Consider the following 22136-nt stretch of genomic DNA (forward strand, 5'->3'; position numbering starts at 1 on the left):
AAATCTTCACGTTCGGCGGTCTCAATATCGTGTAAAGGCGTGTTTTCAGCGCATAACACCTTTGCTGGTATTTTCAATCCGACAAAAATTGAATATGTCCGGGTGCAACCTGGAAACCTTTCCTCTCGGTCCTTCCGGCACCAGAACCAAACATCGGTACGATGCGCGGATCAAACTACAAATTCCTGTTGCCAAATCGCAATGCATGGCACATTTGCGGCAGGCAAACCCGCCTTTGGCAAGCAAAGCCGGACAATATACGATAACTGGTGCAAACGCGCGGGAATTGCACCAAGACCACTAAAACGGGCAGCAATATGAGCCTAGGCAAACAGACTACAAAATCCGGCCGCGCGCCGCGTATCCTGTTTTACAGCCATGACACCTTTGGGCTGGGCCACCTGCGCCGGTCGCGCGCGCTTGCCGCCGCGATGACCGAGGCGGATCCGCAGGCCTCGGCCCTGATCCTGACGGGCTCTCCTGTCGCGGGCCGCTTTACCTTTCCACGCCGCGTTGACCATGTGCGCCTGCCCGGCGTGACCAAGCGCGAAGATGGCTCTTACGCCGCGCGCACCATCGGGATGGGTATTGATGAGGTGACCGAGCTGCGCTCGGGCCTGATTCAGACGGCGGTTCAGCAGTTCGATCCGGACGTTCTGATCGTCGACAAGGAACCGACAGGTTTCCGAGGCGAGCTTTTGCCAACGCTGGAACAGTTGCAGTTCACCGGCGACACCAAGCTGATCCTCGGCCTGCGCGATGTTCTGGACGAGCCCGAGGTGCTGGCCGCCGAATGGGCCAGGAAAGAGGCCATCGCCGCCACCGAGCGCTTTTACCACGAAATCTGGGTCTATGGGCTGCGGTCGATCTATGACCCGACCAAGGGCCTGCCGCTCAGCCCCGCCGCACAGTCGCGCATCCATTGGACCGGCTATCTGCGCCGCGACCTGGGGCCTGTGGGCGAGCCGCCGGAACAGCCTTATATCCTGATCACACCGGGGGGCGGTGGCGACGGCAAGGCGATGGTGAACCTTGTGCTGTCGGCCTATGAAAAGGACCCCAACCTGTCTCCGCGCGCGGTTCTGGTTTACGGCCCCTTCCTGTCCGGCGAGTTGCGGGAGGAATTCGAAACCCGCGTTGCCGCGCTGAACGGGCGGGTCACGGCGGTCGGCTTTGAATCCCAGATCGAGACCCTGTTTGCCGGGGCCGCCGGTGTTGTCTGCATGGGCGGCTACAACACGTTTTGCGAGGTTCTGTCCTTCGACAAACGCGCCGTCATCGTGCCGCGCACCACACCCCGTCTGGAACAGTGGATACGCGCGTCGCGGGCCGAAAACCTGGGGCTGGTGCGGATGCTGGATGAACACCGCGATGGGCTGACCGCCGACGCCATGATCCGCGCCATTCGCGACCTGCCCAATCAACCGCTTCCCTCGCAGGCCATTCGCGGCGGGCTGCTGGACGGGCTGGACTATGTGACGGACCGTGTCGATGCACTGCTGAGCCGGGAACAGGAACTGGCAACCGGATGAGCGCACCCGATCCTAAACTGGCGGTGCTGGTCAAAGGATGGCCGCGCCTGTCAGAAACGTTCATCGCGCAAGAGCTTGTGGCCCTGCAGGAGGCCGGGCACAGCTTTGACATCTGGTCCCTGCGCCATCCCACCGACACCAAGCGCCATCCGTTGCATGACCGGTTCGCTGGCCATGTGCATTACCTGCCCGAATACCTGTACGAAGAACCAAAGCGCGTCTGGTCAGCGCGCGCCATCGCCCAACGCCTGCCCGGTTATGCCGAGGCCTACCGGGTCTGGCGCGCAGACCTGCGCCGCGATCCCTCCCATAACCGCATTCGCCGATTTGGACAGGCCTGCGTTCTGGCCGCCGAACTGCCCGAGGCGACACGGGCGCTTTATGCGCATTTCATGCACACGCCGTCATCCGTGGCGCGCTATGCCGCCATTATGTGCGGCCTGCCGTGGAGCTTTTCGGCCCATGCCAAGGATATCTGGACCTCGCCGGATTGGGAAAAGCGCGAAAAGCTGCAGGCGGCGACCCACGGCGCGGCCTTCGGCGCGACCTGCACCGCCATCGGGGCCGAACACCTGCGCGGGCTGGCCGATGATCCGGCGCGGGTGGACCTGATCTATCACGGGCTGGATCTTGCCCGTTTTCCCTCCCCACCCGCTCGCGCGCCACGCGCGGCGGACGGGCCGTTTCACATGCTGTCCGTCGGGCGGCTGGTCGAGAAAAAGGGGTTCGACCGCCTGATCGACGCCTTTGCCCTGCTGCCCAAATCGCTGGACTGGCAATGGACCCACATCGGCGGCGGCACGCTTGGCGACGCGCTGCGCTGTCGTGCCCAGGCGGCGGGCATCGCCGACCGGATCACGTGGAAAGGTGCCTGCGACCAGCCCGAAGTGATCGAGGCCATGCGCCGCGCGGACCTGTTCGTTCTGCCCAGCCGTATCGCGGCAGATGGCGACCGCGATGGCTTGCCCAATGTGCTGATGGAGGCAGCCTCGCAACATCTGCCGATGCTGTCGACCCCGGTTTCGGCCATCCCCGAATTCATCGAAACGGGAACGCATGGGGTGTTGTCAGATGACGATCCGACCTCACTGGCGGCGGCGATTACCGGGATGGCCTCGGACCCCGCCAAGACCGCCAACATGGCCATCGCCGCCTATGACCGCCTGATTGCCGAGTTCCGGATGGACCCCGGCATCGCCCGTCTTTCCGCCCGGCTGAGCGCCTTGTGTTCGGATACCGAATGATGGCCCGCGTCGCCTTCTATGCCCCGATGAAATCGCCCGACAGCCCGACGCCCTCGGGCGACCGGGAAATGGCCCGGAACCTGATGCGCGCCATCGCCGCCGAGGGTGATCAGGTCGATCTGGCGTCGCGCCTTCGCATCTATGACAAAACCGGCGATCCCGCCTTGCAGCAAACGCTGCGTGATCAGGCGCGGAACGAGGCGGACCGGCTGATTGAGGATTTGCCGCCCGAAACTGCGGTCTGGGTGACATATCACAACTATTACAAGGCCCCCGATCTGCTGGGGCCGCAAGTCTGTGCCGCGCGTGGTCTGCCTTACGTTCAGCTGGAAAGCACCCGCGCCTCAAGCCGCCTGAACGGTCCGTGGGCCGGGTTCGCGCAGTCGGCGCACAAGGCGTGCGATGCGGCGAATGTGATCTTTTACCACACCGCCAATGACCTGATCACGCTGCAGCGCGACCGCTTCGGCGATCAGCAATTGGTCGAACTGCCGCCCTTCCTGCCGCGTGCGGACCTGCCACCCCAGAGCTCGGGCCAGGGGCCGATGCTGGCGGTCGGGATGATGCGGCATGGCGACAAGCTGGCCTCGTATGACATCTTGGCACAGGCGCTGGCGCAACTGCCCGGCGACTGGCATCTGCGCATCGCAGGCGACGGCCCCGCCCGCGCCGAGGTTGAGGCGAAGATGGCCCGGTTCGGCGACAGGGTCTCGTTTCTGGGCCAGTTGGACCGAGATGCCCTGCAGGCGATCTATGAAAGCTCTTCACTGCTGGTCTGGCCCGGTGTGAATGAGGCTTACGGCATGATTTACCTTGAAGCACAGGCGACCGGCCTGCCGGTGGCCGCGCAGGACCGACCCGGCGTGCGTGATGTTCTTGCTCCGGCGGATTACCCTGCGGTTGAGGCCGGTGCAAAAGGGTTGGCCGATAAAATTCAACAGCTTCTAGTCGATGATCGAGAACGCCTTGCACTAGGGGCCAAAGCCCGCGCCCATGTGGCGCAACGCCATTTGATGCCCCAAGCGACCAAACGGTTCTGGGCAACAATTCGCCCGATATTGGAGGCGTCATGACCCGGCTCGCCCTGCTCCGTCACGGACATACCCACTGGAACCGCGCCGGGCGGATTCAGGGCCGCAGCGATATCCCGCTGGACGACGACGCGCGCGCCGAACTGGCGGGATACGCCCTGCCGTCGGATTGGCAAGCCGCCGAAATCTGGTCCAGCCCACTGCTGCGCGCCAGCGAAACGGCGCGGTTGGTCTCGGGCCGTGACCCACAGACGTCGGATGCGCTGACCGAGATGAACTGGGGCGATTGGGAAGGTTTGCGCGGGATCGACCTGATCGCGGATGACAACAGCGGCTACCAGCATATCGAAGACTGGGGGTGGGACTACCGCCCGCCCAACGGTGAAACCCCGGCCGAGGTCTGGTCGCGGCTGCGCCCATGGCTGAGCCGCTTGCGAAACAATACAGTCGCGGTCTGCCATATCGGCATCATGCGCGCCATTCTGGCCCGGGCCTGGGGATGGGATTTCGATGGCCCGGCCCCCTTCAGGATCAAACGCAATCGCCTGTATATCGTTGATGTGCACACCCTGACCCCCGAACCCGACCCCGTTCGCCTGATCCCGCGAGAGGCTGCCCGATGAACGTGATGATCCTTGTCACCCATTTGCTGGGCACCGGGCATCTCAGCCGCGCGCTGACGCTGGGCCGGGCGTTTGCCGGGGACGGGCATGAGGTTCTTGTGGTCTCGGGTGGCATGCCCGCGCCGCAGTTGGACAGCAGCGGCCTGACCCTGCTGGGCCTGCCCCCGCTGCGGTCAGACGGCACGAACTTCACCCGGCTGCTGACCGAAAGCGGAGAGGTTGCGGATGACACGTACCGGGCGGCGCGGATCACTGCGCTGACGAAAGCCGTTCAAAGTTTCCAGCCGCAGGTTCTGATCACCGAGCTTTTTCCGTTCGGTCGCCGCACACTGACCGATGAGTTCGAAGCGTGCCTGATCGCGGCCCGGAACCTGCCGCAGCACCCCCTTATTCTGGGATCGATCCGGGATATTCTGGCCCCGCCCTCCAAACCCGCAAAAGCCGAGCGCACCGATCAGATCGTGGCGCAGTATTATGACGGCATTCTGGTGCATTCGACCGAACGCGTCATTCCCTTGTCCGTCAGTTGGCCCGTGTCGGCGGAACTGGCGCAGCGCCTGCACTACACCGGTTTCGTCGCGCCCAAAGCGCCGCAGCCGCATCCTGACGCTGTGGGGCGGGACGAAGTGCTTGTCAGCGCGGGCGGAGGTTCGGTCGGCCAGCCGATCTTTCGCGCAGCCATCGAGGCTGCCCGAAAGATGACCAAAAGGCGCTGGCGCCTGCTGGTGGGCGGGCAGGACGCGCAGGCGCGGATTGCCGAATTGTCGCAACTGGCCGAGGGCGCGCCTGTGATCATCGAACCGGTGCGCCCGGATTTCCGCCAGATGCTGCCGCATGCCGCCGCCTCGGTCAGTATGTGCGGCTATAACACCGCGCTGGACATCCTGCAGAGCGGGACTCCCGCCGTGTTCGTCCCCTTCGACGATGGCAAGGAAGTTGAACAGGGTCTACGCGGGCAAAGCCTGTCGCAGATGCCCGCCATCGATGTGCTGAACAGCGGGGCCCTGAGCGGTTCCGCACTGGCCGAAGCCGTCGAGCGCGTATTGTCCGACGGGCGGCGCGAGACGCAGGATCTTGGGTTTGACGGCGCGCAGAAGTCCGTGGAAATCACCAAACACCTTTGGGCAGGCCGCCAATGAGCGTTGACTGGCTGCCCCTTGAAACCGAGTTGCGTCGCTGGCGAGATCAGGGACTAACACTGCCCCTGTGGTGGCGCGACGATGATGCCATCGCGCCGACGCCTCAGTTGGAGATGCTGTCGGACCTGTCCGCGCGGCTGAACCTGCCGGTTCATCTGGCGGTGATCCCGAAAGCGGCCTCTGCCGAACTGTCGGATTACGTCGGCAAGCGGCAGACGCTGATCCCGGTGGTCCACGGCTGGGCACATCAGAACCATGCCCCGGCGGATCTGAAAAAGTCGGAATTCCGCCTGCACAGGCCCCTGGATGCGCTTGTCGCCGATGCTCGGGCCGGGTTTGCCCGGCTCCGCACGCTGTTTGGCGATGAGCTGCGGCCGATGTTTGTCCCGCCCTGGAACCGCATCGCACCCGAAGCGGCAACCGAACTGCCTGACATTGGGTTTCGCATCCTCTCAACCGCGACCCCCCGCAAAACCGCGATGGCCGCCCCCGGGCTGGAACAGATCAACACGCATCTGGACCCCATCGACTGGCGCGGAACACGCGGGCTGATATCGCCCGACATGCTGATCCCCCAAACCGCCGGGTTGCTGCGGGATCGCCGCGAAGGACGGGCCGACAATGCCGAACCCTTTGGCGTGTTGACGCATCATCTGGTCCATGATCAAGACATCTGGGACTTTACCCAGGAATTGCTGGCCAAGCTGCTGGACGGGCCCGCCGTCCCGTGGACCGCCCCCAAAACCCAAAGGACCAAGACCCCATGAGCCGACTGGATTCCATGCTGCGCCGCCTGACCGCCCAGCGCGACGGGCTGAACTGGGCCGCCGCGCAGATCGCCGGCAAGGAGGGCGACGTTCTGGATATGGGCCTTGGCAATGGCCGCACCTATGACCATTTGCGAGAGATCCTGCCCGACCGCCGCATCTGGGTGATGGACCGGGTTCTGCAATGCCACCCCGACAGCACCCCGCCGCCCGAGGATTTTCTGCAGGGCGAGGCCGAGCCCATGCTGCAAAAGCTGGCGGGCACAGGGCACAGGATCGCAATGGCGCATTACGATTTCGGGCGCGGCATCAAAGAGGAAGACGTGGCCGAGTCTGCGCGCCTCAGCCCCCTGATCGCCAAGGTCATGCAGCCCGGCGGCCTGCTGATTTCCGGTCAGCCGCTGGTGGGGTTCAAGCAGATCGAAGGGCCCGACAGCATCGCGCCGGACCGCTACCTGTTCTACACCGCCTGATCAGGCGGTTCTGTCGCACCTAGTCAGGCGACGCGGCGGCCCCGCGACCAGACCGCATTCAGCGCCGGGGCACCCGCGCGCATCCGGAACCGGATCAGATCGGCCCGGGCACCGGCCCGCAACGCGCCGCGATCCTCCAGCCCGGCAGCCTGCGCCGGGGTCTGCGTAACCGTCCGGATCCCGCGCGCCATATCCCCCCACATCTCGCCCAGCATGACCGCCGACAGTAGCAGCGCCGCGGGCACATAGTCGGACGACATGATATCCAGATGGTCCATCTCGGCCAGTTCGCGGGCCGAAACATTGCCCGAATGCGACCCGCCCCGGATCACGTTCGGGGCACCCATCATCACCTTGATCCCGTGATCGTGGCAGGCGCGCGCAGCCTCGACCGTGGTGGGAAATTCGGCCAGACGGATGCCGTGATCGGCGGACACCCGCACCTGTTCGGCCGTGGTGTCATCGTGGCTGGCCAGCACCGCGCCAAAGCGGCGGGCGGCCTGGACCGCTTCGACCTCATGTCTGTCGCCATTGCGGTCGCGCAGCCCTTTCAGTTGCGCCACGTGCTGCAGGAACGTATCATCGTCCATCGCGTATTTGACCTTCAGATAGGTCTCAAGCTTCGAGATATCCCGGAACTGCCGCTGCCCCGGCGTGTGATCCATGATTGACACCAGCCCGACGCGATCTTCGGGGCCGAACTCATCCAGTTCCTCGATCAGCGTTTCCGAGCACACTTCGGCCCGCAAATGCAGGAAATGGCTGATCTTGAGCGCATCCTGCTCGCGCAGTTCCCACAGCTCGCGCGACAGTCCGCGGGCATATTTCAGATAGCGCGCGGCCCCGGTGGGGATCGAGCCGATGCGCATGGCGTCGAACACCGTGGTGATGCCTGTGCTGGCCAGTTCCGCATCATGGGCGATGATGGCGGCGGCATGGGGCCAGTCGACTTGCGGACGCGGCTGGATGTGACGTTCCAGATTGTCGGTGTGCAATTCCACCAGACCGGGACTGACAAAGTCGCCCTCGCAATCCACCGCGCCTGCGGGAATGCCTGCGCCGGTGTCGATCCCGGCGATGGTTTCGCCCACAATCCGAAGGCTGCCGGTGATGGTCTCGTCCGGCAGAACAAGCGTGGCATTGGCAAGGATCAGTTCTTCTGTCATCTGAATTTCACACGGTTTGAGCTATGGAACGGCCACGCAATAGGAGGCCAATGTGACATTCACGCGATACGCGATCTATTTTGCGCCCCCTGCGGGGGCTGAATGGACAAAATTCGGTGCCGGGTGGCTGGGATGGGACATGGAAACCGGCCAACCTGCCGCGCACCCCGCCGTCGCGGGCATGGACGTCGCCGCCATCACCGAAGTTCCGCGCAAGTATGGCCTGCACGCCACGATGAAGCCGCCCTTTCATCTGGCCCCGGGCCAGTCGGTTGCCGCGTTGCAGGACGCCTGTGCGCAGCTGGCCACGCAGCAGTCGCAAGTAGTGCTGGACGGGTTGGAGATCGCCCGGCTGGGTCGGTTTCTGGCGCTGCGCCCGCTGGGCGAGACAGGCGCGCTGAACGCGCTGGCCGCCGCCTGCGTGCGCGATCTGGACCCGTTTCGCGCACCGGCATCCGAGGCCGAACTGGCCCGCCGCCGCGCCGCTGGTCTGACACCCGCGCAACAGGCCAACCTGACCCAATGGGGCTATCCCTATGTGCTGGACGCCTTTCGCTTTCACATCACGCTCAGCGGCAAGCTGGACAAACCGACGCTGACACAGGTGCAGGCTGCGCTGGACACGCGCCTCGGACCGTTGCTGCCCGCGCCGTTCCGCATCGCCGATCTGGCGCTGATGGGCGAGGCCGAGGACGGGCGGTTCCACCTGATCCATCGCTACGCCCTTTCCGGCTGAAGCCAGGTCAGGATTTCGTCCACCGTGGCCTGCAGCGGACCGGAATTGTCGACTTCGATCACGCGCTGCAACCCCTCGGGCAGAGACGCTTTGGCCCGGCCCAGCCGCCGCGCCTGTTCGTCCGCGCTCTCTCGCCCGCGCTCCGACAGCCGCCGGGCCAGAACACCGGCATCGGCGGTCAGAGAGATCACGATCAGATCGCCGAACACCGCCTGTGCCTGCAGCAGAACCGCCCGCGAGAGGTTGACCAGAACCGCATCGGCCTCGCCGCGCTGTGACGCAATCCCGGCGGGCACGCCGTACATCAGCCCATGTGCAGGCCAGTGCAGCGCGAAATCCCCGGCCTGCACCATCTGCCGGAAGCGGTCCTCGGACACGCGCTCAAAATCCTCACCGTCTTCGCCCTCGGGCCGGGTGATCACCCGGCGCACCCGCTGAATGCCGGGCGCGCGGGCGGTCAGCGCCTCGATCACGCTGTCCTTGCCAACCCCGGAGGGGCCGACGACCGCTATGACCGGCGCAAGACTCATGCCACTAGACCCGGCGAGAAATCGGACACGTCCACCGAACGGTCGCAGACCCGCGCGCGCGCCTCGACATCGTGGAAAATGCCGACAATCGCCGCCCCGCGCGCCTTGGCCTCTTCGATTAGGGACAGCACGGTCTCGCGGTTGCGCACGTCCAGACTGGCTGTTGGTTCATCCAGCAGCATCGCCGGATACTCATGGGCAAAACCACGCGCGATGTTCACGCGCTGCTGCTCACCCCCCGAAAAAGTGGTGGGGCTGAGCGACCACAGACGTTCCGGGATGTTCAACCGCGCCAACAGCCCCGCCGCCTTGTCCAGCGCCGCCTGCTTGTCGCAGCCCACCGCCAGCAGCGGCTCGGCCACAACCTCGAGCGTCGGCACCCGGGGCACCACCCGCAGAAACTGGCTGACATAACCCAAAGTCTCGCGGCGCAGCGCCAGAATCTCGCGCGGCTCGGCGCGGGCCACGTCCAGCCCACCCACCAGCACCTGACCCGAGGCCGCCAGATAGTTTCCGTAGATCACCCGCATCAGCGTCGACTTGCCCGCGCCCGAGGCCCCGGTCAGCGCCACGCACTCACCGGGCGCGACCTTCAGCGCCGCACCCTCCATCACCGGCAGGACCGCACCGCCCTGATTATGCAGGGTAAAGCTCTTGCAGACGTCGATCAGTTCAATCATCGCATTTCATCTTTTCTCAAATACTCAAACCTGCAGAACGCTGGACACAAGCAGTTGCGTATATGGATGCTGCGGATCGTCCAGCACCTGATCGGTCAGCCCGGCCTCGACCACGCGCCCGTCTTTCATCACCATCAGCCGGTCCGCCAACAGGCGCACCACGGCCAGGTCATGGGTGACGATGATCGCGCTCAGCCCCATCTCGCGCACCAGACCGCGCAGCAGGTCCAGCAGACGTGCCTGGACCGAGACATCCAGCCCGCCGGTCGGCTCATCCATGAACACCAGACGCGGGCCAGTGACCAGATTGCGGGCGATCTGCAACCGCTGCTGCATCCCGCCGGAAAACGCGGTCGGACGATCATCGACGCGGCTTTCGTCGATCTCGACGCGGCCCAGCCAGTCAACCGCCCGGTTCCGGATGGCCCCGTAGTGACGGTCGCCCACCGCCATCAGCCGCTCGCCGATGTTGCCGCCGGCGCTGACCGACATGCGCAGGCCGTCGCGGGCATGCTGATGCACGAAGGCCCAGTCGGTGCGGCCCAGCATCCGGCGCTCGGGCTCGGACATGGTCACCGTATCGACCGGCCCAGCGGTGCGGGTTTCAAAGATCACCTGCCCGGCATCCGGTTCCAGATGACCGGCCAGACAATTCAGCAGGGTCGACTTGCCCGAGCCGCTTTCGCCCACGATCCCCATCACCTCGCCGGGATAAAGATCGAAACTCACATCCTTGCATCCGATCCGCGCGCCATAGCGTTTCTCGATGCCTTTGACCTGCAGCAGAGGGGTCATGCCGCATACTCCCCGGCCAGTCGGCCCTGATACCCATCCGCGCGGCGCGAGCGACAATAATCGGTGTCCGAACAGACAAACATCCGGTTGCCCGCATCGTCCATGATGACCTCATCCAGATAGCTGTCCTCGGCCCCGCACAGATCACAGGCATGATCGGCCTTGGTGGCCTCAAACGGGTAGTCCTCGAAATCCAGACTGACGACCTGTGTATGCGGTGGCACCGCGTAGATCCGCTGTTCCCGCCCCGCCCCAAACAGCTGGATCGCGTCCATCTCAAGCTTGGGATTGTCGAATTTCGGGATCGGCGACGGGTCCATTACATAGCGGTCCGACACTTTCACCGGATAGGCGTAAGAGGTCGAAATCGCGCCGTGCTGGCTGATATCCTCATAGAGTTTCACATGCATCAGCCCGTATTCCTCAAGGCTGTGCATCTTGCGTGTTTCCGTCTCGCGCGGTTCCAGAAACCGCAGGGGTTCCGGGATCGGCACCTGATAGACGATGATCTGATCCTCGCGCAGCTTCGCCTCGGGGATGCGGTGGCGGGTCTGGATGACGGTTGCCTTTTCGGTTTCCTCGGTGGTTTCGACGCCTGCGGTATTCTCGAAGAACTTGCGGATCGACACCGCGTTTGTGGTGTCATCCGCGCCCTGATCGATCACCTTGAGCGTATCCTCGGGCGTCAGCGTCGCCGCCGAGACCTGCACCCCGCCGGTACCCCAGCCATAGGGCATCGGCATTTCGCGGCTGGCAAAGGGCACCTGATAGCCCGGCACGGCCAGACCTTTCAGGATCGCCCGGCGGATCATCCGCTTGGTTTGTTCGCCCAAATATGCGAAGTTATACTCACTCATTTTGATGTATCACTTTGTTTAATGGTGTTTTTGTGGACGTATTGGTGTTAGGCGCGCTGCTATTGGCGCTTTTGTTCTATCTTTTACTACATGCCCGTCACACGCGGCGACGGCATCACGCTCAAAAACGGGACCCGCTGGACAAGTGGAGTGCGGTCGGCAAGCGCCAAAAGCCGCCCCGCCCCTGACTGCGGTCGGGCCGGTCGGCCCTGCGGCGGGGCTGTGGTGATGTACGTTGCGGCTCACAGCAGCCCCCTTTTCGCCAGCGCAATCTCAAGCGCTTGCGGGGTGGTGAAGTGGATGCCGTCCATGCCCACGGCCCGGGCGCCTTCGACATTGTGCACGCCGTCATCGATAAAGATGCAATCTTCGGGCGCGTGGCCCGAGCGTTCGCACAGGATTTCGAAAATCCGGGCGTCGGGTTTCATCACCCGCTCCTGCCCCGATACGACCAGAGTGCCAAAGACCTCACCCAATCGCGGGTGAACTTTCAGCCCCTCGGGCCAGGTCTCAGCCGACCAGTTGGTGATGGCATGGACCGGCGTGCCTTGCGCCTTCAGTCGGTCCAGGATTGCCCAGGTGCCGTGGATCGGGTTCTCTACCGTTCTGCTGTAAAGCCCGACATAGGCTGCAAGCAGGTCGCGGTCCTGCGGATCGTCCAACTCTTGCGCGAGATCGGCAAAACGCTCACCATTATCGCCCCGCGCGTTGCGGGCCCTGAAATCCGTGCGCTCGATGAACGCATGGGCGGCATCTTCCGAGCCCAGCGCCTCGACCCAGGCCAGATGCGGCTGCCAGTCGACCAACACGCCGCCAATGTCAAAAACAACTGCCTTCATTCTGCTGCCTCCTGCAGGGTGATCCGTTCTTCGGCCTCGCGGCGCAGCTTGCGCACCAGTTCCAGTTCGGACTGGAAATCGACGTAATGGGGCAGCTTGATATGTTCGAGGAAGCCGGTGGCCTGAATGTTATCTGCGTGACTCAGGACAAATTCTTCATCCTGCGCCGGTGCGCCCAGATTGTCCTCGCCCAGTTCCTCCCACCGCAGTGCGCGATCCACCAGCGCCATCGCGATGGCTTTGCGTTCGGACTGACCAAAGACCAGCCCATAGCCGCGTGTGAATTGCGGGGGTTCGGTCTTGGATCCCTTGAACTGGTTCACGGTTTCGCATTCGGTCAGCTCGACCTCGCCAATGTCGATGGCAAAGCCAAGCTCGGGGATGTCCATCTCGACCGCGACCTTGCCGATCCGCAGCTCGCCCACAAAGGCATGGTTGCGGGCGTAACCGCGCTGGGTCGAATAGGCCATGCCGAGAACAAAACCCTCGTCCCCGCGCGTCAGGGATTGCAGGCGCAGCGGGCGGCCCGCCGGAAACTCCAGCGGCTCGCGCGTCAGGTCGCCGGGCGTCGCTTCGCTGGCCGGTTCGTCCTGAATGATGCCCTCATCGTGCAGGAATTCGGTGATATGCGGCGTGGGCTCCTGCCGGGCAATGCCATCGGGCGCTGCGGGGGCTTCACCATCTGCGGCCAGTTTGAAATCCAGCAGACGGTGCGTGTAGTCGAAGGTCGGCCCCAGAACCTGCCCCCCCGGCGCGTCCTTGAACGTGGCCGAGATCCGGCGGTCGCAGATCATGCCCCCCGTCTCGACCGGGTTCGAATAGCCGAAGCGCGGCAGTGTCGTGCGGTAGGCGCGGACGAGAAAAATCGCCTCGATCAGATCGCCCCGCGCCTGTTTGATGGCAAGCGCAGCAAGGTCGGGGTCGAACAGGGACCCTTCGGCCATGACCCGGTTCACCGCAAGGCTCAGTTGTTCACGGATTTGCGCAAGGCTGAGCTCCGCCACATCGGTCGATCCGCGCCGTTCTTCGGCCAGCCAGGCATGGGCGTTCTCGATGGCCTTTTCGCCGCCTTTGACAGCTACATACATCGCCTAACCCTCCGCCGTAATCTGCGTGCTGCGCGGCAGCGCCGCGACCTTGTCGCCGCTGGTCAGGAAGAAATCGCATCCCAACGGATAAAGCGCCGCATTCGCTTGCATCGCCCCGGCATCCGGCAGCGACAGATGGGCCACGTCCTTGATACCCGGCCCGCTCAGCGCCGCGCCGCTTGGCTGCAGGTCGCTGCATTCCACGATCAGCGTCGCCGAGCGATCCGGGTATTCCGGTGTCCCGATTCGGTACATACTCAGCGATCCCAGCGCCTCCCATGTGCCGACGGCAAAGTCCGCCTCCGAGGCTGAGACGAGCGGCGCGCCGGTATGGAAAGTCAGCCATTTGCGCACCGCCTCGGTATCGACTGAGCCCGCCAGATAGACCTTGGTTTCGGGGTCGCACAGCGTCAGCAGCAAGGTGCCCGCCGCCACGGACAAAGGCGCTGGCGGTTCACTGCCCGACAATGTGCGAATTTCGCCGGGACGGGCCATGACGGTCATGGCGGCGCGAAAGGCGTGGGCGGCATCGATCGGAGGGTTCTGAAACCCGCCGGAATATTGGGTTTGAGCGGTCATCAGTCCTCTCCCCGCGCCATGGTGAAAAACTCGACCTTCGTGGCCGCCGCTTTTGCGGCACGAGCGGTTTTCTCGGCCTGCATCTGATGCTTCAGCGGATCGACGACCTTGCGGCGCACCGTGTCAGCCGCCGGGGTCTGCATCAGGGCATCAATCAGCGCCGCCGCCTCGGCCTTGGGTTTGGACCGGCCTTGGACATAGGCATGGCCCACAGTGCCATCCTCCAGCACCACCGAGCAACGCGTGACCGTCATCTCGCCCAGATTGAACGGCGCGCCGGTTGCCCCGATGCGCCCGCGCACCATCACGCCGCCCACTTCCGGCGCGCGCAGCCAATCGAAGCGCGGGCGGGTGCCGACACTGTCCCAAAGGGTCATCACTGCATCCTCGGGCGCGCGGGCCAGCAGGCCCATCCATTCCCTGCGCGCAGCAGTCGCGATTTCTGTCTGATCGGTCATCAAAGCCTCTTGGCCGGGTTGTCTATATCAACTATACAACTAGACAAATATTAACCTGCGGTGCCCTCACCCGCAATCTCTAACTCTGTGAATATTTGGTGACATGCGTAAAACACCCATCTGGAAAAGCATCGCGTTGGGGCTGACCTCGGACATCGCGGAAGGGCGTTATCAGACCGGAGACCGCCTGCCGACCGAGGCGCAGCTGGCGGCAAGGCACGGCGTCAACCGCCACACGGTCCGGCGCGCGCTGTCCGAGATGGCCGAACAGGGGCTTGTGCATGCGCGGCGCGGTGCCGGGGTGTTCGTTGCAGCGCGGCCGACGGATTACCCGATCGGCAAGCGCGTGCGCTATCACAAAAGCATCTCGGCCAGCGGCAAGATCCCCGGCAAGAAGCTTCTGGCCCTGACCACCCGCGCAGCCGACAAGGCCGAGGCCGACGCTCTGAACCTGACAACCGGCGACCCGGTCCATGTGTATGACGGCCTGTCGCTGGCCGACGGACAACCCATCGCCCTGTTTCAAAGCGTCTTTCCCGCCCGGCGCTTTCCCGACCTGCTGGCCGCTCTGACCGAGACGCAATCGGTCACGAAGGCCCTGCAAAGCTGCGGCATCGCGGATTACACCCGTATCTCGACCCGTCTGACCGCGCGCGCGGCAACCGCGACGCAGGCGCTGCATCTGCACTTGACCGAGGGTGCCCCGATCCTGTTTTCCATCGGCATCAACGCTGACCCCGATGGAACCCCGGTTGAATACGGCAGAACCGTTTTCGCCGGAGAGCGCGTGACTCTGACATTGAACGAGGATTAAGAACCGGCCGCCCTCCCGCCCGCCTTCGGCCCCCTTGCGGAGGTCTCATCCCGTTGGGCCCGGCGCCGCCAAGGGCGATCGGCGTAGCCGATGGTCCTGCGGGTGCGGGAGACCCCGCGACCAGCGATGCCGCTTTATTCGTATTTCTCCAGAAACGCCTCGGCGCTCAGCGTTCGAAAATCGGGTAACGCGTCGCGCAGGCGGGCGTGGTCCCAATCCCACCAGGCCAAGGCCATCATCCGCTCGGCAACCTGTGCAGGGAACCGGCGGCGGATCAGCTTGGCCGTCACCCCGCCGACGATGGTGTAGGGTGCCACATCCTTGGTCACAACAGCGCCCGACGCGACAATGGCCCCGTGCCCGATGGTCACCTCGGGCTTGATGATCGCCGCATGTCCGATCCAGGTGTCATGCCCGATATGGGCGGTCCGGCTGGCGCGATGCGCAAACCACGCGGCATCGTCCGCCTCATCCGCCCAATAATCCGCGGACCGGTACAGGAAATGATGTTGCGAGGCTTTCTCCATCGGGTGATCCGTCGCCCCGATGCGGGTGAAGCTTGCGATATTGGCGAACTTCTCGATCCGGGCATTGGCGATGTCGCATGTGCGGTCACAATAGGAATAGTCGTCCCAGACAGCGTTCGTGATCCGGCTGCCGGCCCCGATCTCAACATATGCGCCGAAACGGCTGTTGGTGATCTGGCAGTTGGGCTGAATAAACGGCTGATCCGCGCGCAACCGGGCCTGGGGCGTTTGCACGCTTACGTTCACGGCGATACCCGTTTGGTTTTAGGCTTGCGCGGCTTGCCGGTCTCACCCTGTATCAGGCGGCGGCGCAGCCAGCCCGAGAACCAGTCCATCAACATCACCATCAGGATGATCAGGACGATGTAATAGGCGACCTCTTCCCAGTCTTTCTGGGTGATGATCGCTTGCGTCAGCAGCAAGCCGATGCCGCCGCCGGTAATCGCGCCGATCACCGTCGCGCTACGGGTGTTGGATTCGAGGAAATACAGCAACTGGCTCAGCAACACTGGCGTCACCTGCGGGATCACACCAAAGCGATACCGCTGCGGCGCATTGGCCCCGGTGGACTGAACGCCTTCGATCTGCTTCTGATCCACATTCTCCAGCGCTTCCGAAAAGATTTTGCCGAAGGTCCCGGTATCCGTCACCAGAATGGCCAGTGCGCCGGTCAGCGGGCCGGGGCCAAAGGCGCGGGCCAGAACGACGGTCCAGATCAACGCATCGACGCCGCGGACAAAGTCGAACACACGGCGGGTCAGGAAGCGCACCGATCTCAGCGGGTTGAAGTTCCGCGTCGCCAGAAAGGCCAGCGGCAGGGCCACCATGCCCGCGCCCAGAGTGCCGAGGAACGCCATCAGGATGGTCTCGAAAATAGCCCAGGCGACATCCTGATGCCGCCACATCTTGTTGGTCCAGAAGTCGTTCAGGATCGCGCCCGCTTCTCCGTTTGCGGCCAGCCCGGCCAGTTGCGGGAAGGATTTGCCGTAATAGGGGCTGTCGAGGGTGAACCAGAACAACTCCCACCCGGTGAAGTACCGGAACACTTCGGACCGGTTGCGGGTGACGGTCAGGCGGCCCGCATCGGTGGTGATCGCCATCCGGTTTTTCGAGATGTTGATCCACGCGGGCACTTCACCCGCAGGCAGTTCGGCCTGCACACCCGCCGAACGGGTCGGCGTGGCGCGCACTGTGCCGTAGCCGGGTATGTCATATTCCACGGTCTCGGGCCCGAAGCGCACAATGTGGCCGTCTTCCAGATCAATCACCGTCATCTCGCCCAGCGCGACCCAATCCGGGGCGGTGCCTTCCGGATAGGCCCCCTTGCGCTCACCCTCGATGGCGGCCGAGACCTCGCCGGTGCGATTGTCACGCTCGATATGAGTCTTGTAGCTGTAGCTGTCGGCCACCAGCGTCTTGCCGTTTTCCCAGTTGGCGCGGTCCGCCAGACCGAGCACATCGAAGGCAAAGAACACATAGGTCAGATAAGCCAGCACCAGCACGGGGAGACCGAAATTCATCAGGCGTTTGCGGCTGAACAGACGGTCGGCCTCGGCCTTCAACTCGTCTAGGGTCAGGTCGGTGGCGAAGGTGCTCATGCCCGCGCTCCTTTCTCGGATCCGTGGGTCAGGCGGTCGCGCAGGTGGCCGGAGATTTGGTCGACCACAACGATTGTGACAAACAGCAGCAGGAAGATTGCCGCGGCCTCATCATAGCGCCCCTGCCCCCAGGACATTGCGTTGCGCAGCTCGTATCCCAGACCACCCGCGCCGACGAAACCAAGGATGGCCGAGGCGCGGATGTTGATTTCGAACCGCAGCAGCGCGTAGCTTACGTAGTTCGGTCCGACCTGCGGGATCACGCCCAGATACATGCGCTGCGACCAGTTGGCGCCGACCGAATGCAGCCCCTCGACCGGTTTCAGAGAGGCGTTCTCGTTCACCTCGGAAAACAGCTTGCCCAAAGCGCCCGCCGTGTGAATGGCAATTGCAATCATCGCCGGAACCGGACCGCCGCCCAGAACGAAGATCAGGACCAGCGCGATCACGATCTCGGGGATCGCGCGGCAGATATCGGCGATCCGGCGGAACAAGGGAATCAGCGCCGGCCACAGCGCCATCCCGCGCGTCGACATCAACGCCAGAAAGGTGCCCGCAATGGTGCCGATCAGGGTCGAGGCGGCGGCGATGTTGATCGTTTCTACCAGCGCCGGGAAGAACGTGACCAGATTGGCGGGCAGCGCGTCGATCTTGTCCCAGGCCTCGGACAGAACCTCGGCCGGGTAGTCGAAGATGCGATGCCAGCCATCGGCGAAACTGCCCGCGTTGCGATCATCCGCAGTGCGGAACCCGGCGGCCATCAGGGCCACGAATATGATCAGCAGAATACCACCATAGACCCGCTTGCGCCGTGTCATCTCGGTATAGTCGGCCCGGATCCGGTCGACGCTGGGGGACCCTGCGGTCAGGTCTGTCATGGAATGCTCCTGAGTGGGGAAACGGGGCCCGGCTTCGACACCGGACCCCGATCTTTGAGTGTGCAGGCTTAGTTGGACTTCAGCTTGCGCGCTTCGATGATGATCTCATAGGCGTCATGGGTGATCGGCTCGAACGCACGGGCTTCACCTGCGGCCACGCCGTAGAAGCAATCACGATCCTTGTCGGCCAGACCAGCCATCAGAGCGGTCATCTTTTCCTTGACGTCCGCAGGCAGGGCCTTGCGCAGAACGATGGGGCCTTCGGGGATCGGCTTGGACTTCCAAATCTCGACCATGTCGTTCATGTCGACCAGACCGGCATCAACCGCACGGCGCAGTGCGCCCGACTGGTAACCGTCTTCCCAATCGCCCAGACCATCAGCCCAGGTGACGCCGCCGTCCACGTCGCCGTTGTTGACCGCAACGATGGTCTGCTCGTGACCGCCGGTGAATTTCACTTCACCGAAATAGTCGCCTGAATCCATGGTTGCACCGGTGGCCTGCGGGATTTCAATCGACGGGATCAAGTAGCCCGAGGTCGAGTTCGGATCGCCAAAGCCAAAGGTCTTGCCCTGCATGTCTTCCAGCGAGGTGATGCCGCTGTCTTTGCGGGCGAAACCGATCGAGTAATAGCCATAGCCGCCATCGGTGTTGACCTTGACCAGAACCGGCTCAACCGCTTCGGCGTCGCTCAGATAGGTTTTGGCATAGCTCGACGCGCCCAGCCAGGCCATGTCGATGGTGCCGCCCAGCAGGCCCTGGATCACGCCGTCATAATCGGCAGGGGCAAACAGCTTGGTTTCGACGCCCAGCGTCTCTTCGGTGTATTCGCGCAGACATTCATTGTTGTTCAGGCGGTCCTGAGCGTTTTCGCCACCCAGAATGCCGATGCGGAATTCGCTGATCCCCTCGGCCATGGCAGGCGCCGCCATTGCAGTTGTTGCCACAAGGGCAGCCATCAGTTTTTTCATCTGTCTCTCTCCGGTTTGATATGCCGGCCTTTCATCGGCCGGTCGATGAAAGGGGTGGTCGGCTCAGATGGTGGCTTCCGCTTCCATCAGCGCCTTTTGGGTCGCGTCCAGCGTTTCGATCTGAGTCGAGGTCGCCTCTTCCGAGAAGCTGGCATCGGCCCCGTAAATCTCGCGCGCCACGCCGGTCGTCAGCTGTTCCGGCAGGCCGTCGAACACGATGCGCCCGTCGCGCATACCGACGACGCGGTCGCAGTAGCGGCGCGCGGTATCCAGCGTGTGCAGGTTGGCAATCACCGTCCGGCCGTCCTCTTCATGGATGCGGCGCAGCGCCTGCATCACCACCTGCGCGTTCATCGGGTCCAGCGAGGCGATGGGTTCGTCCGCCAGAATGATCCTGGGGTCCTGCATCAGCGCCCGCGCAATGGCGACGCGCTGCTGCTGACCGCCCGACAGAGCCTCGGCGCGTTTGGGCGCGTGTTCGGCAATGCCCAGACGGTCCAGAATGTCGATGGCGTGATGAATGTCCGCCATCGGAAACAGGTTGAACATGGTTGCCAGCGTCGAGTGGCGGTTCAGCGTGCCATGCAGCACGTTGGAAACCACATCCATGCGCGGCACCAGATTGAACTGCTGGAAGATCATCGCGCAATCAGCCTGCCAGGCGCGCTTGTCGCGGCCTTTCAATTGGGTGACGTCACGCCCCTGAAACAGTATCTGACCGTCGCTGGCATCCGTCAGGCGATTGATCATCCGCAACAGGGTGGATTTGCCCGCGCCCGAGCGCCCGATAATCCCGATCATGCAGGGTTTGTCTACATCCAGCGTGGCAGAGTCCACGGCGATATTGTCGCCGAAGCGCTTGGTCAGTTTTTTGATACGCAGCACGTGCCACCCCCAATTCGTGTTGGCGGTCAGCTACAGACGCTGTTCAACGGACTTGTGTCAGCGCGGTGAAAGTTTTGTAACGGCGCGAAAGTCGCAGGGTCTACCCATCGGCGCGCCGCGCGGGTATACGCGACCCCGACACTTTAGCTGACACGAGGCCACAATGAGCTTTGACCGCACAATCAAGATCGCCCCGTCGATCCTGTCCGCCGATTTCGCCAATTTCGGCGCCGAGATTCAGGCCATCGAAGCGCAGGGCGCGGACTGGGTCCATGTCGATGTGATGGACGGCCATTTCGTCCCGAACCTGACCTTCGGCCCGCCTGCCGTCAAAGCCTTTCGCCCGCATGTGAAAACGGTGATGGATGTGCATCTGATGATCACTCCGGTCGATCCCTACATTCAGGCCTATGCCGATGCCGGTGCCGACATCCTGACCGCACATGTCGAGGCCGGGCCGCACACCCACCGCACCCTGCAGGCCATCCGCGCCGCTGGAATGAAAGCGGGCGTTGCCCTGAACCCCGGCACTCCGGCCGAGGCAGTCGAGCACCTGCTGGACCTGACCGATCTGGTCTGCGTGATGACGGTGAACCCCGGCTTTGGCGGCCAGAAATTCATCGATATGACCAGCAAGGTCCGCAAACTGCGCCAGATGATCGGCGACCGCCCCGTGCATATCGAGATCGACGGAGGGGTTGATCCACAAACCGCGCCGTTGGTTGCGGCTGCGGGCGCGGATGTTTTGGTGGCGGGGTCGGCAGTGTTCAAGGGCGGGTCGGTTTCGGCACCGGAGGTCTATGGCGAGAATATTCGGGCAGTCCGGGCAGCGGCTGAGAGTGGGATGGCCTGAGTGCAAGCCGCGGGGTCAGACTCGCATCTCCAACGCTCATCAAGCCCAAAAAGCGGGAAACACCCCCGCCTTGACGTTACTGTTGAGAACTCGCGCGTGCTGGTGGGGTTGGTGAGGGGATTCGTATGCATAGTTACAGAACTACGATCATAAAGACCTCCACCTGCCTCATTGATCTTTAGTTATTCCTCAAGCGGTGGTTTTCCCTTTGCAATCGACGGATTTCACTTTGCATATTTGAAAACGCCTCTCGTTCAAGAATGAACTCTTCCAAGATTTCCAACTCGGCAGTCTGATCACCATCAGTCTCCAGAACTTGCTGGAGAGCAGTCCCCAAAGGGCCATCAGCATCAAAAATCAAACCTTTGGAACAACGCTGCTGCAGAACCACGAATTCCAGTGGATCGCTGTTCAAGTTGATCGCGCTGGCAAACGAGTCAATCGAATACAGTGGGGCGCGAAGCGCAAACAAAAAGCTCTTGTTGCCGTCAAATTCCCCTGACAACCCGTACAGAAATTCGCGCGACCTCACGACCAATTTGCCATTGGCACCCAAGTTGGATGCCACATCTCCTGCGACAACCTCGTCAACGTTGACTACCAAGCGAACATAACTTGGTCGCAATCCGAGACCTTTTACTTCCACCTCGATTATTTCATACCTATCTAAGCGACCCACGATAACGGCGTCGGCATCGAGAACGTCGCTTAACTCGGCCTGCTTCGTGTATCGGCATGCACTTGCTGGTGTAATGACCAAGCACAACAGAAACGTCATTGATTTAAGGAGCATGCAAAATCTCAATCTGCTAAAAATTGTTATTACCGTTAGCAGCTTGCGTGCATTCCTGCCAAAAGAAAAAGGCCGCCCCTTTGTGGGACGGCCCTCTTCAATTCAATGGTGTGGGCTCTCATTGCTCCTGCGGAGCAACTGCCGCCCACCGCTTTCCAAAATTATTCGATAATTTTGGAAACGACACCCGCGCCAACGGTACGACCACCTTCGCGGATGGCGAAGCGCAGGCCGTTTTCCATCGCGATGGGCGCGATCAGCTCAACGCCGAACGACACGT

Annotated in this window: 26 protein-coding genes; 10 read left to right on the top strand and 16 right to left on the bottom strand. The window is 63.0% G+C overall.

The genetic code is table 11. The features are described from left to right. Window positions 1-317 precede the first annotated feature (317 nt). Genes ACR0EZ_RS17430 through ACR0EZ_RS17460 form a run of 7 tightly spaced genes read left to right on the top strand, consistent with a single transcriptional unit; the run spans window position 318 to window position 6809 of the window. Window positions 318-1532, top strand: coding sequence for a glycosyltransferase family protein (locus ACR0EZ_RS17430; RefSeq protein ID WP_480615467.1), 1215 nt, complete (start codon window positions 318-320; stop codon window positions 1530-1532). Then, window positions 1529-2776: a glycosyltransferase family 4 protein gene (locus ACR0EZ_RS17435; protein ID WP_480615468.1), complete on the top strand. Its 1248-nt coding sequence runs from the start codon at window positions 1529-1531 to the stop codon at window positions 2774-2776. Before ACR0EZ_RS17430 ends, ACR0EZ_RS17435 begins: the two co-directional genes overlap by 4 nt. Then, window positions 2776-3849 (top strand): glycosyltransferase family 4 protein, encoded by a 1074-nt coding sequence (locus ACR0EZ_RS17440; RefSeq protein WP_480615470.1) that lies wholly within the window; start codon window positions 2776-2778, stop codon window positions 3847-3849. The genes ACR0EZ_RS17435 and ACR0EZ_RS17440 overlap by 1 nt, the downstream gene beginning before the upstream one ends. Next, complete coding sequence (locus ACR0EZ_RS17445; RefSeq protein ID WP_480615472.1) at window positions 3846-4430, top strand: histidine phosphatase family protein; 585 nt, start codon at window positions 3846-3848, stop codon at window positions 4428-4430. Before ACR0EZ_RS17440 ends, ACR0EZ_RS17445 begins: the two co-directional genes overlap by 4 nt. After that, a complete protein-coding gene (locus ACR0EZ_RS17450; RefSeq protein WP_480615474.1) occupies window positions 4427-5569 on the top strand; it encodes a glycosyltransferase family protein in 1143 nt (380 codons plus the stop codon). The genes ACR0EZ_RS17445 and ACR0EZ_RS17450 overlap by 4 nt, the downstream gene beginning before the upstream one ends. Beyond that, window positions 5566-6336: a polysaccharide deacetylase family protein gene (locus ACR0EZ_RS17455; protein ID WP_480615476.1), complete on the top strand. Its 771-nt coding sequence runs from the start codon at window positions 5566-5568 to the stop codon at window positions 6334-6336. The genes ACR0EZ_RS17450 and ACR0EZ_RS17455 overlap by 4 nt, the downstream gene beginning before the upstream one ends. Beyond that, entirely contained in the window at window positions 6333-6809 is a 477-nt protein-coding gene (locus tag ACR0EZ_RS17460) for a class I SAM-dependent methyltransferase (protein ID WP_480615478.1), read from the top strand. Before ACR0EZ_RS17455 ends, ACR0EZ_RS17460 begins: the two co-directional genes overlap by 4 nt. A 23-nt stretch (window positions 6810-6832) precedes the next feature. On the opposite strand, the gene ACR0EZ_RS17465 is transcribed toward ACR0EZ_RS17460, so the two are convergent. Then, window positions 6833-7975 (bottom strand): alpha-D-ribose 1-methylphosphonate 5-triphosphate diphosphatase, encoded by a 1143-nt coding sequence (locus ACR0EZ_RS17465; RefSeq protein WP_480615480.1) that lies wholly within the window; start codon window positions 7973-7975, stop codon window positions 6833-6835. Between the two features lie 52 nt (window positions 7976-8027). On the opposite strand from ACR0EZ_RS17465, the gene ACR0EZ_RS17470 reads away from it, so the two are divergent. Continuing rightward, window positions 8028-8711, top strand: coding sequence for a DUF1045 domain-containing protein (locus tag ACR0EZ_RS17470; RefSeq protein WP_480615482.1), 684 nt, complete (start codon window positions 8028-8030; stop codon window positions 8709-8711). On the opposite strand, the gene phnN is transcribed toward ACR0EZ_RS17470, so the two are convergent. The 8 genes from phnN to phnG form a co-directional block, all read right to left on the bottom strand. Beyond that, window positions 8693-9241, bottom strand: coding sequence for a phosphonate metabolism protein/1,5-bisphosphokinase (PRPP-forming) PhnN (phnN, locus tag ACR0EZ_RS17475; RefSeq protein WP_480615484.1), 549 nt, complete (start codon window positions 9239-9241; stop codon window positions 8693-8695). The two genes, ACR0EZ_RS17470 and phnN, sit on opposite strands and share 19 nt — an antisense overlap. Continuing rightward, window positions 9238-9921 carry a phosphonate C-P lyase system protein PhnL gene (gene phnL, locus ACR0EZ_RS17480; protein ID WP_480615486.1) on the bottom strand — a complete coding sequence of 228 codons (684 nt, stop codon included), beginning with the start codon at window positions 9919-9921 and terminating at the stop codon, window positions 9238-9240. The genes phnN and phnL overlap by 4 nt, the downstream gene beginning before the upstream one ends. A 24-nt stretch (window positions 9922-9945) precedes the next feature. Then, window positions 9946-10716, bottom strand: coding sequence for a phosphonate C-P lyase system protein PhnK (phnK, locus tag ACR0EZ_RS17485; protein WP_480615488.1), 771 nt, complete (start codon window positions 10714-10716; stop codon window positions 9946-9948). After that, entirely contained in the window at window positions 10713-11573 is an 861-nt protein-coding gene (locus ACR0EZ_RS17490; protein WP_480615490.1) for an alpha-D-ribose 1-methylphosphonate 5-phosphate C-P-lyase PhnJ, read from the bottom strand. Before ACR0EZ_RS17490 ends, phnK begins: the two co-directional genes overlap by 4 nt. Window positions 11574-11815: 242 nt before the next feature. Beyond that, window positions 11816-12412, bottom strand: coding sequence for an HAD family hydrolase (locus tag ACR0EZ_RS17495; protein ID WP_480615492.1), 597 nt, complete (start codon window positions 12410-12412; stop codon window positions 11816-11818). Continuing rightward, window positions 12409-13500 (bottom strand): carbon-phosphorus lyase complex subunit, encoded by a 1092-nt coding sequence (locus tag ACR0EZ_RS17500; RefSeq protein WP_480615494.1) that lies wholly within the window; start codon window positions 13498-13500, stop codon window positions 12409-12411. The genes ACR0EZ_RS17495 and ACR0EZ_RS17500 overlap by 4 nt, the downstream gene beginning before the upstream one ends. A 3-nt stretch (window positions 13501-13503) precedes the next feature. After that, window positions 13504-14079, bottom strand: coding sequence for a phosphonate C-P lyase system protein PhnH (gene phnH / locus ACR0EZ_RS17505; protein ID WP_480615496.1), 576 nt, complete (start codon window positions 14077-14079; stop codon window positions 13504-13506). After that, entirely contained in the window at window positions 14079-14537 is a 459-nt protein-coding gene (gene phnG, locus ACR0EZ_RS17510; protein ID WP_480615498.1) for a phosphonate C-P lyase system protein PhnG, read from the bottom strand. Before phnG ends, phnH begins: the two co-directional genes overlap by 1 nt. 103 nt (window positions 14538-14640) lie before the next feature. On the opposite strand from phnG, the gene phnF reads away from it, so the two are divergent. Next, complete coding sequence (phnF, locus tag ACR0EZ_RS17515) at window positions 14641-15351, top strand: phosphonate metabolism transcriptional regulator PhnF (protein WP_480615500.1); 711 nt, start codon at window positions 14641-14643, stop codon at window positions 15349-15351. 134 nt (window positions 15352-15485) lie between these two features. Here phnF and ACR0EZ_RS17520 read toward each other — a convergent pair whose 3' ends face one another. The 5 genes from ACR0EZ_RS17520 to phnC all read right to left on the bottom strand — a co-directional run bounded on the left by ACR0EZ_RS17520 (window position 15486) and on the right by phnC (window position 20210). Continuing rightward, entirely contained in the window at window positions 15486-16124 is a 639-nt protein-coding gene (locus tag ACR0EZ_RS17520; RefSeq protein ID WP_480615502.1) for an LbetaH domain-containing protein, read from the bottom strand. Further along, window positions 16121-17476, bottom strand: a complete 1356-nt coding sequence (gene phnE, locus ACR0EZ_RS17525; protein WP_480615503.1) for a phosphonate ABC transporter, permease protein PhnE — start codon at window positions 17474-17476, stop codon at window positions 16121-16123. Before phnE (ACR0EZ_RS17525) ends, ACR0EZ_RS17520 begins: the two co-directional genes overlap by 4 nt. Beyond that, complete coding sequence (gene phnE / locus ACR0EZ_RS17530) at window positions 17473-18354, bottom strand: phosphonate ABC transporter, permease protein PhnE (RefSeq protein ID WP_480615505.1); 882 nt, start codon at window positions 18352-18354, stop codon at window positions 17473-17475. Before phnE (ACR0EZ_RS17530) ends, phnE (ACR0EZ_RS17525) begins: the two co-directional genes overlap by 4 nt. A 68-nt stretch (window positions 18355-18422) precedes the next feature. Beyond that, the gene (gene phnD, locus ACR0EZ_RS17535; protein WP_480615507.1) at window positions 18423-19325 is read right to left on the bottom strand and encodes a phosphonate ABC transporter substrate-binding protein; all 903 of its coding nucleotides are present in this window, start codon (window positions 19323-19325) and stop codon (window positions 18423-18425) included. 63 nt (window positions 19326-19388) lie between these two features. After that, entirely contained in the window at window positions 19389-20210 is an 822-nt protein-coding gene (gene phnC, locus ACR0EZ_RS17540) for a phosphonate ABC transporter ATP-binding protein (RefSeq protein ID WP_480615509.1), read from the bottom strand. Between the two features lie 163 nt (window positions 20211-20373). Here phnC and rpe point away from each other — a divergent pair, with 163 nt between their 5' ends. Continuing rightward, the gene (rpe, locus tag ACR0EZ_RS17545; RefSeq protein WP_480615511.1) at window positions 20374-21063 is read left to right on the top strand and encodes a ribulose-phosphate 3-epimerase; all 690 of its coding nucleotides are present in this window, start codon (window positions 20374-20376) and stop codon (window positions 21061-21063) included. Between the two features lie 178 nt (window positions 21064-21241). Here the strand turns inward: rpe and ACR0EZ_RS17550 are convergent, their stop codons facing one another. Further along, a complete protein-coding gene (locus ACR0EZ_RS17550) occupies window positions 21242-21841 on the bottom strand; it encodes a hypothetical protein (RefSeq protein ID WP_480615513.1) in 600 nt (199 codons plus the stop codon). 176 nt (window positions 21842-22017) lie between these two features. Continuing rightward, the coding region (locus ACR0EZ_RS17555; protein ID WP_199023609.1) for an EF-Tu C-terminal domain-related protein at window positions 22018-22136 on the bottom strand (119 nt) is incomplete at its 5' end.

The organism is Ruegeria sp. AK4 (genome assembly GCF_056541025.1).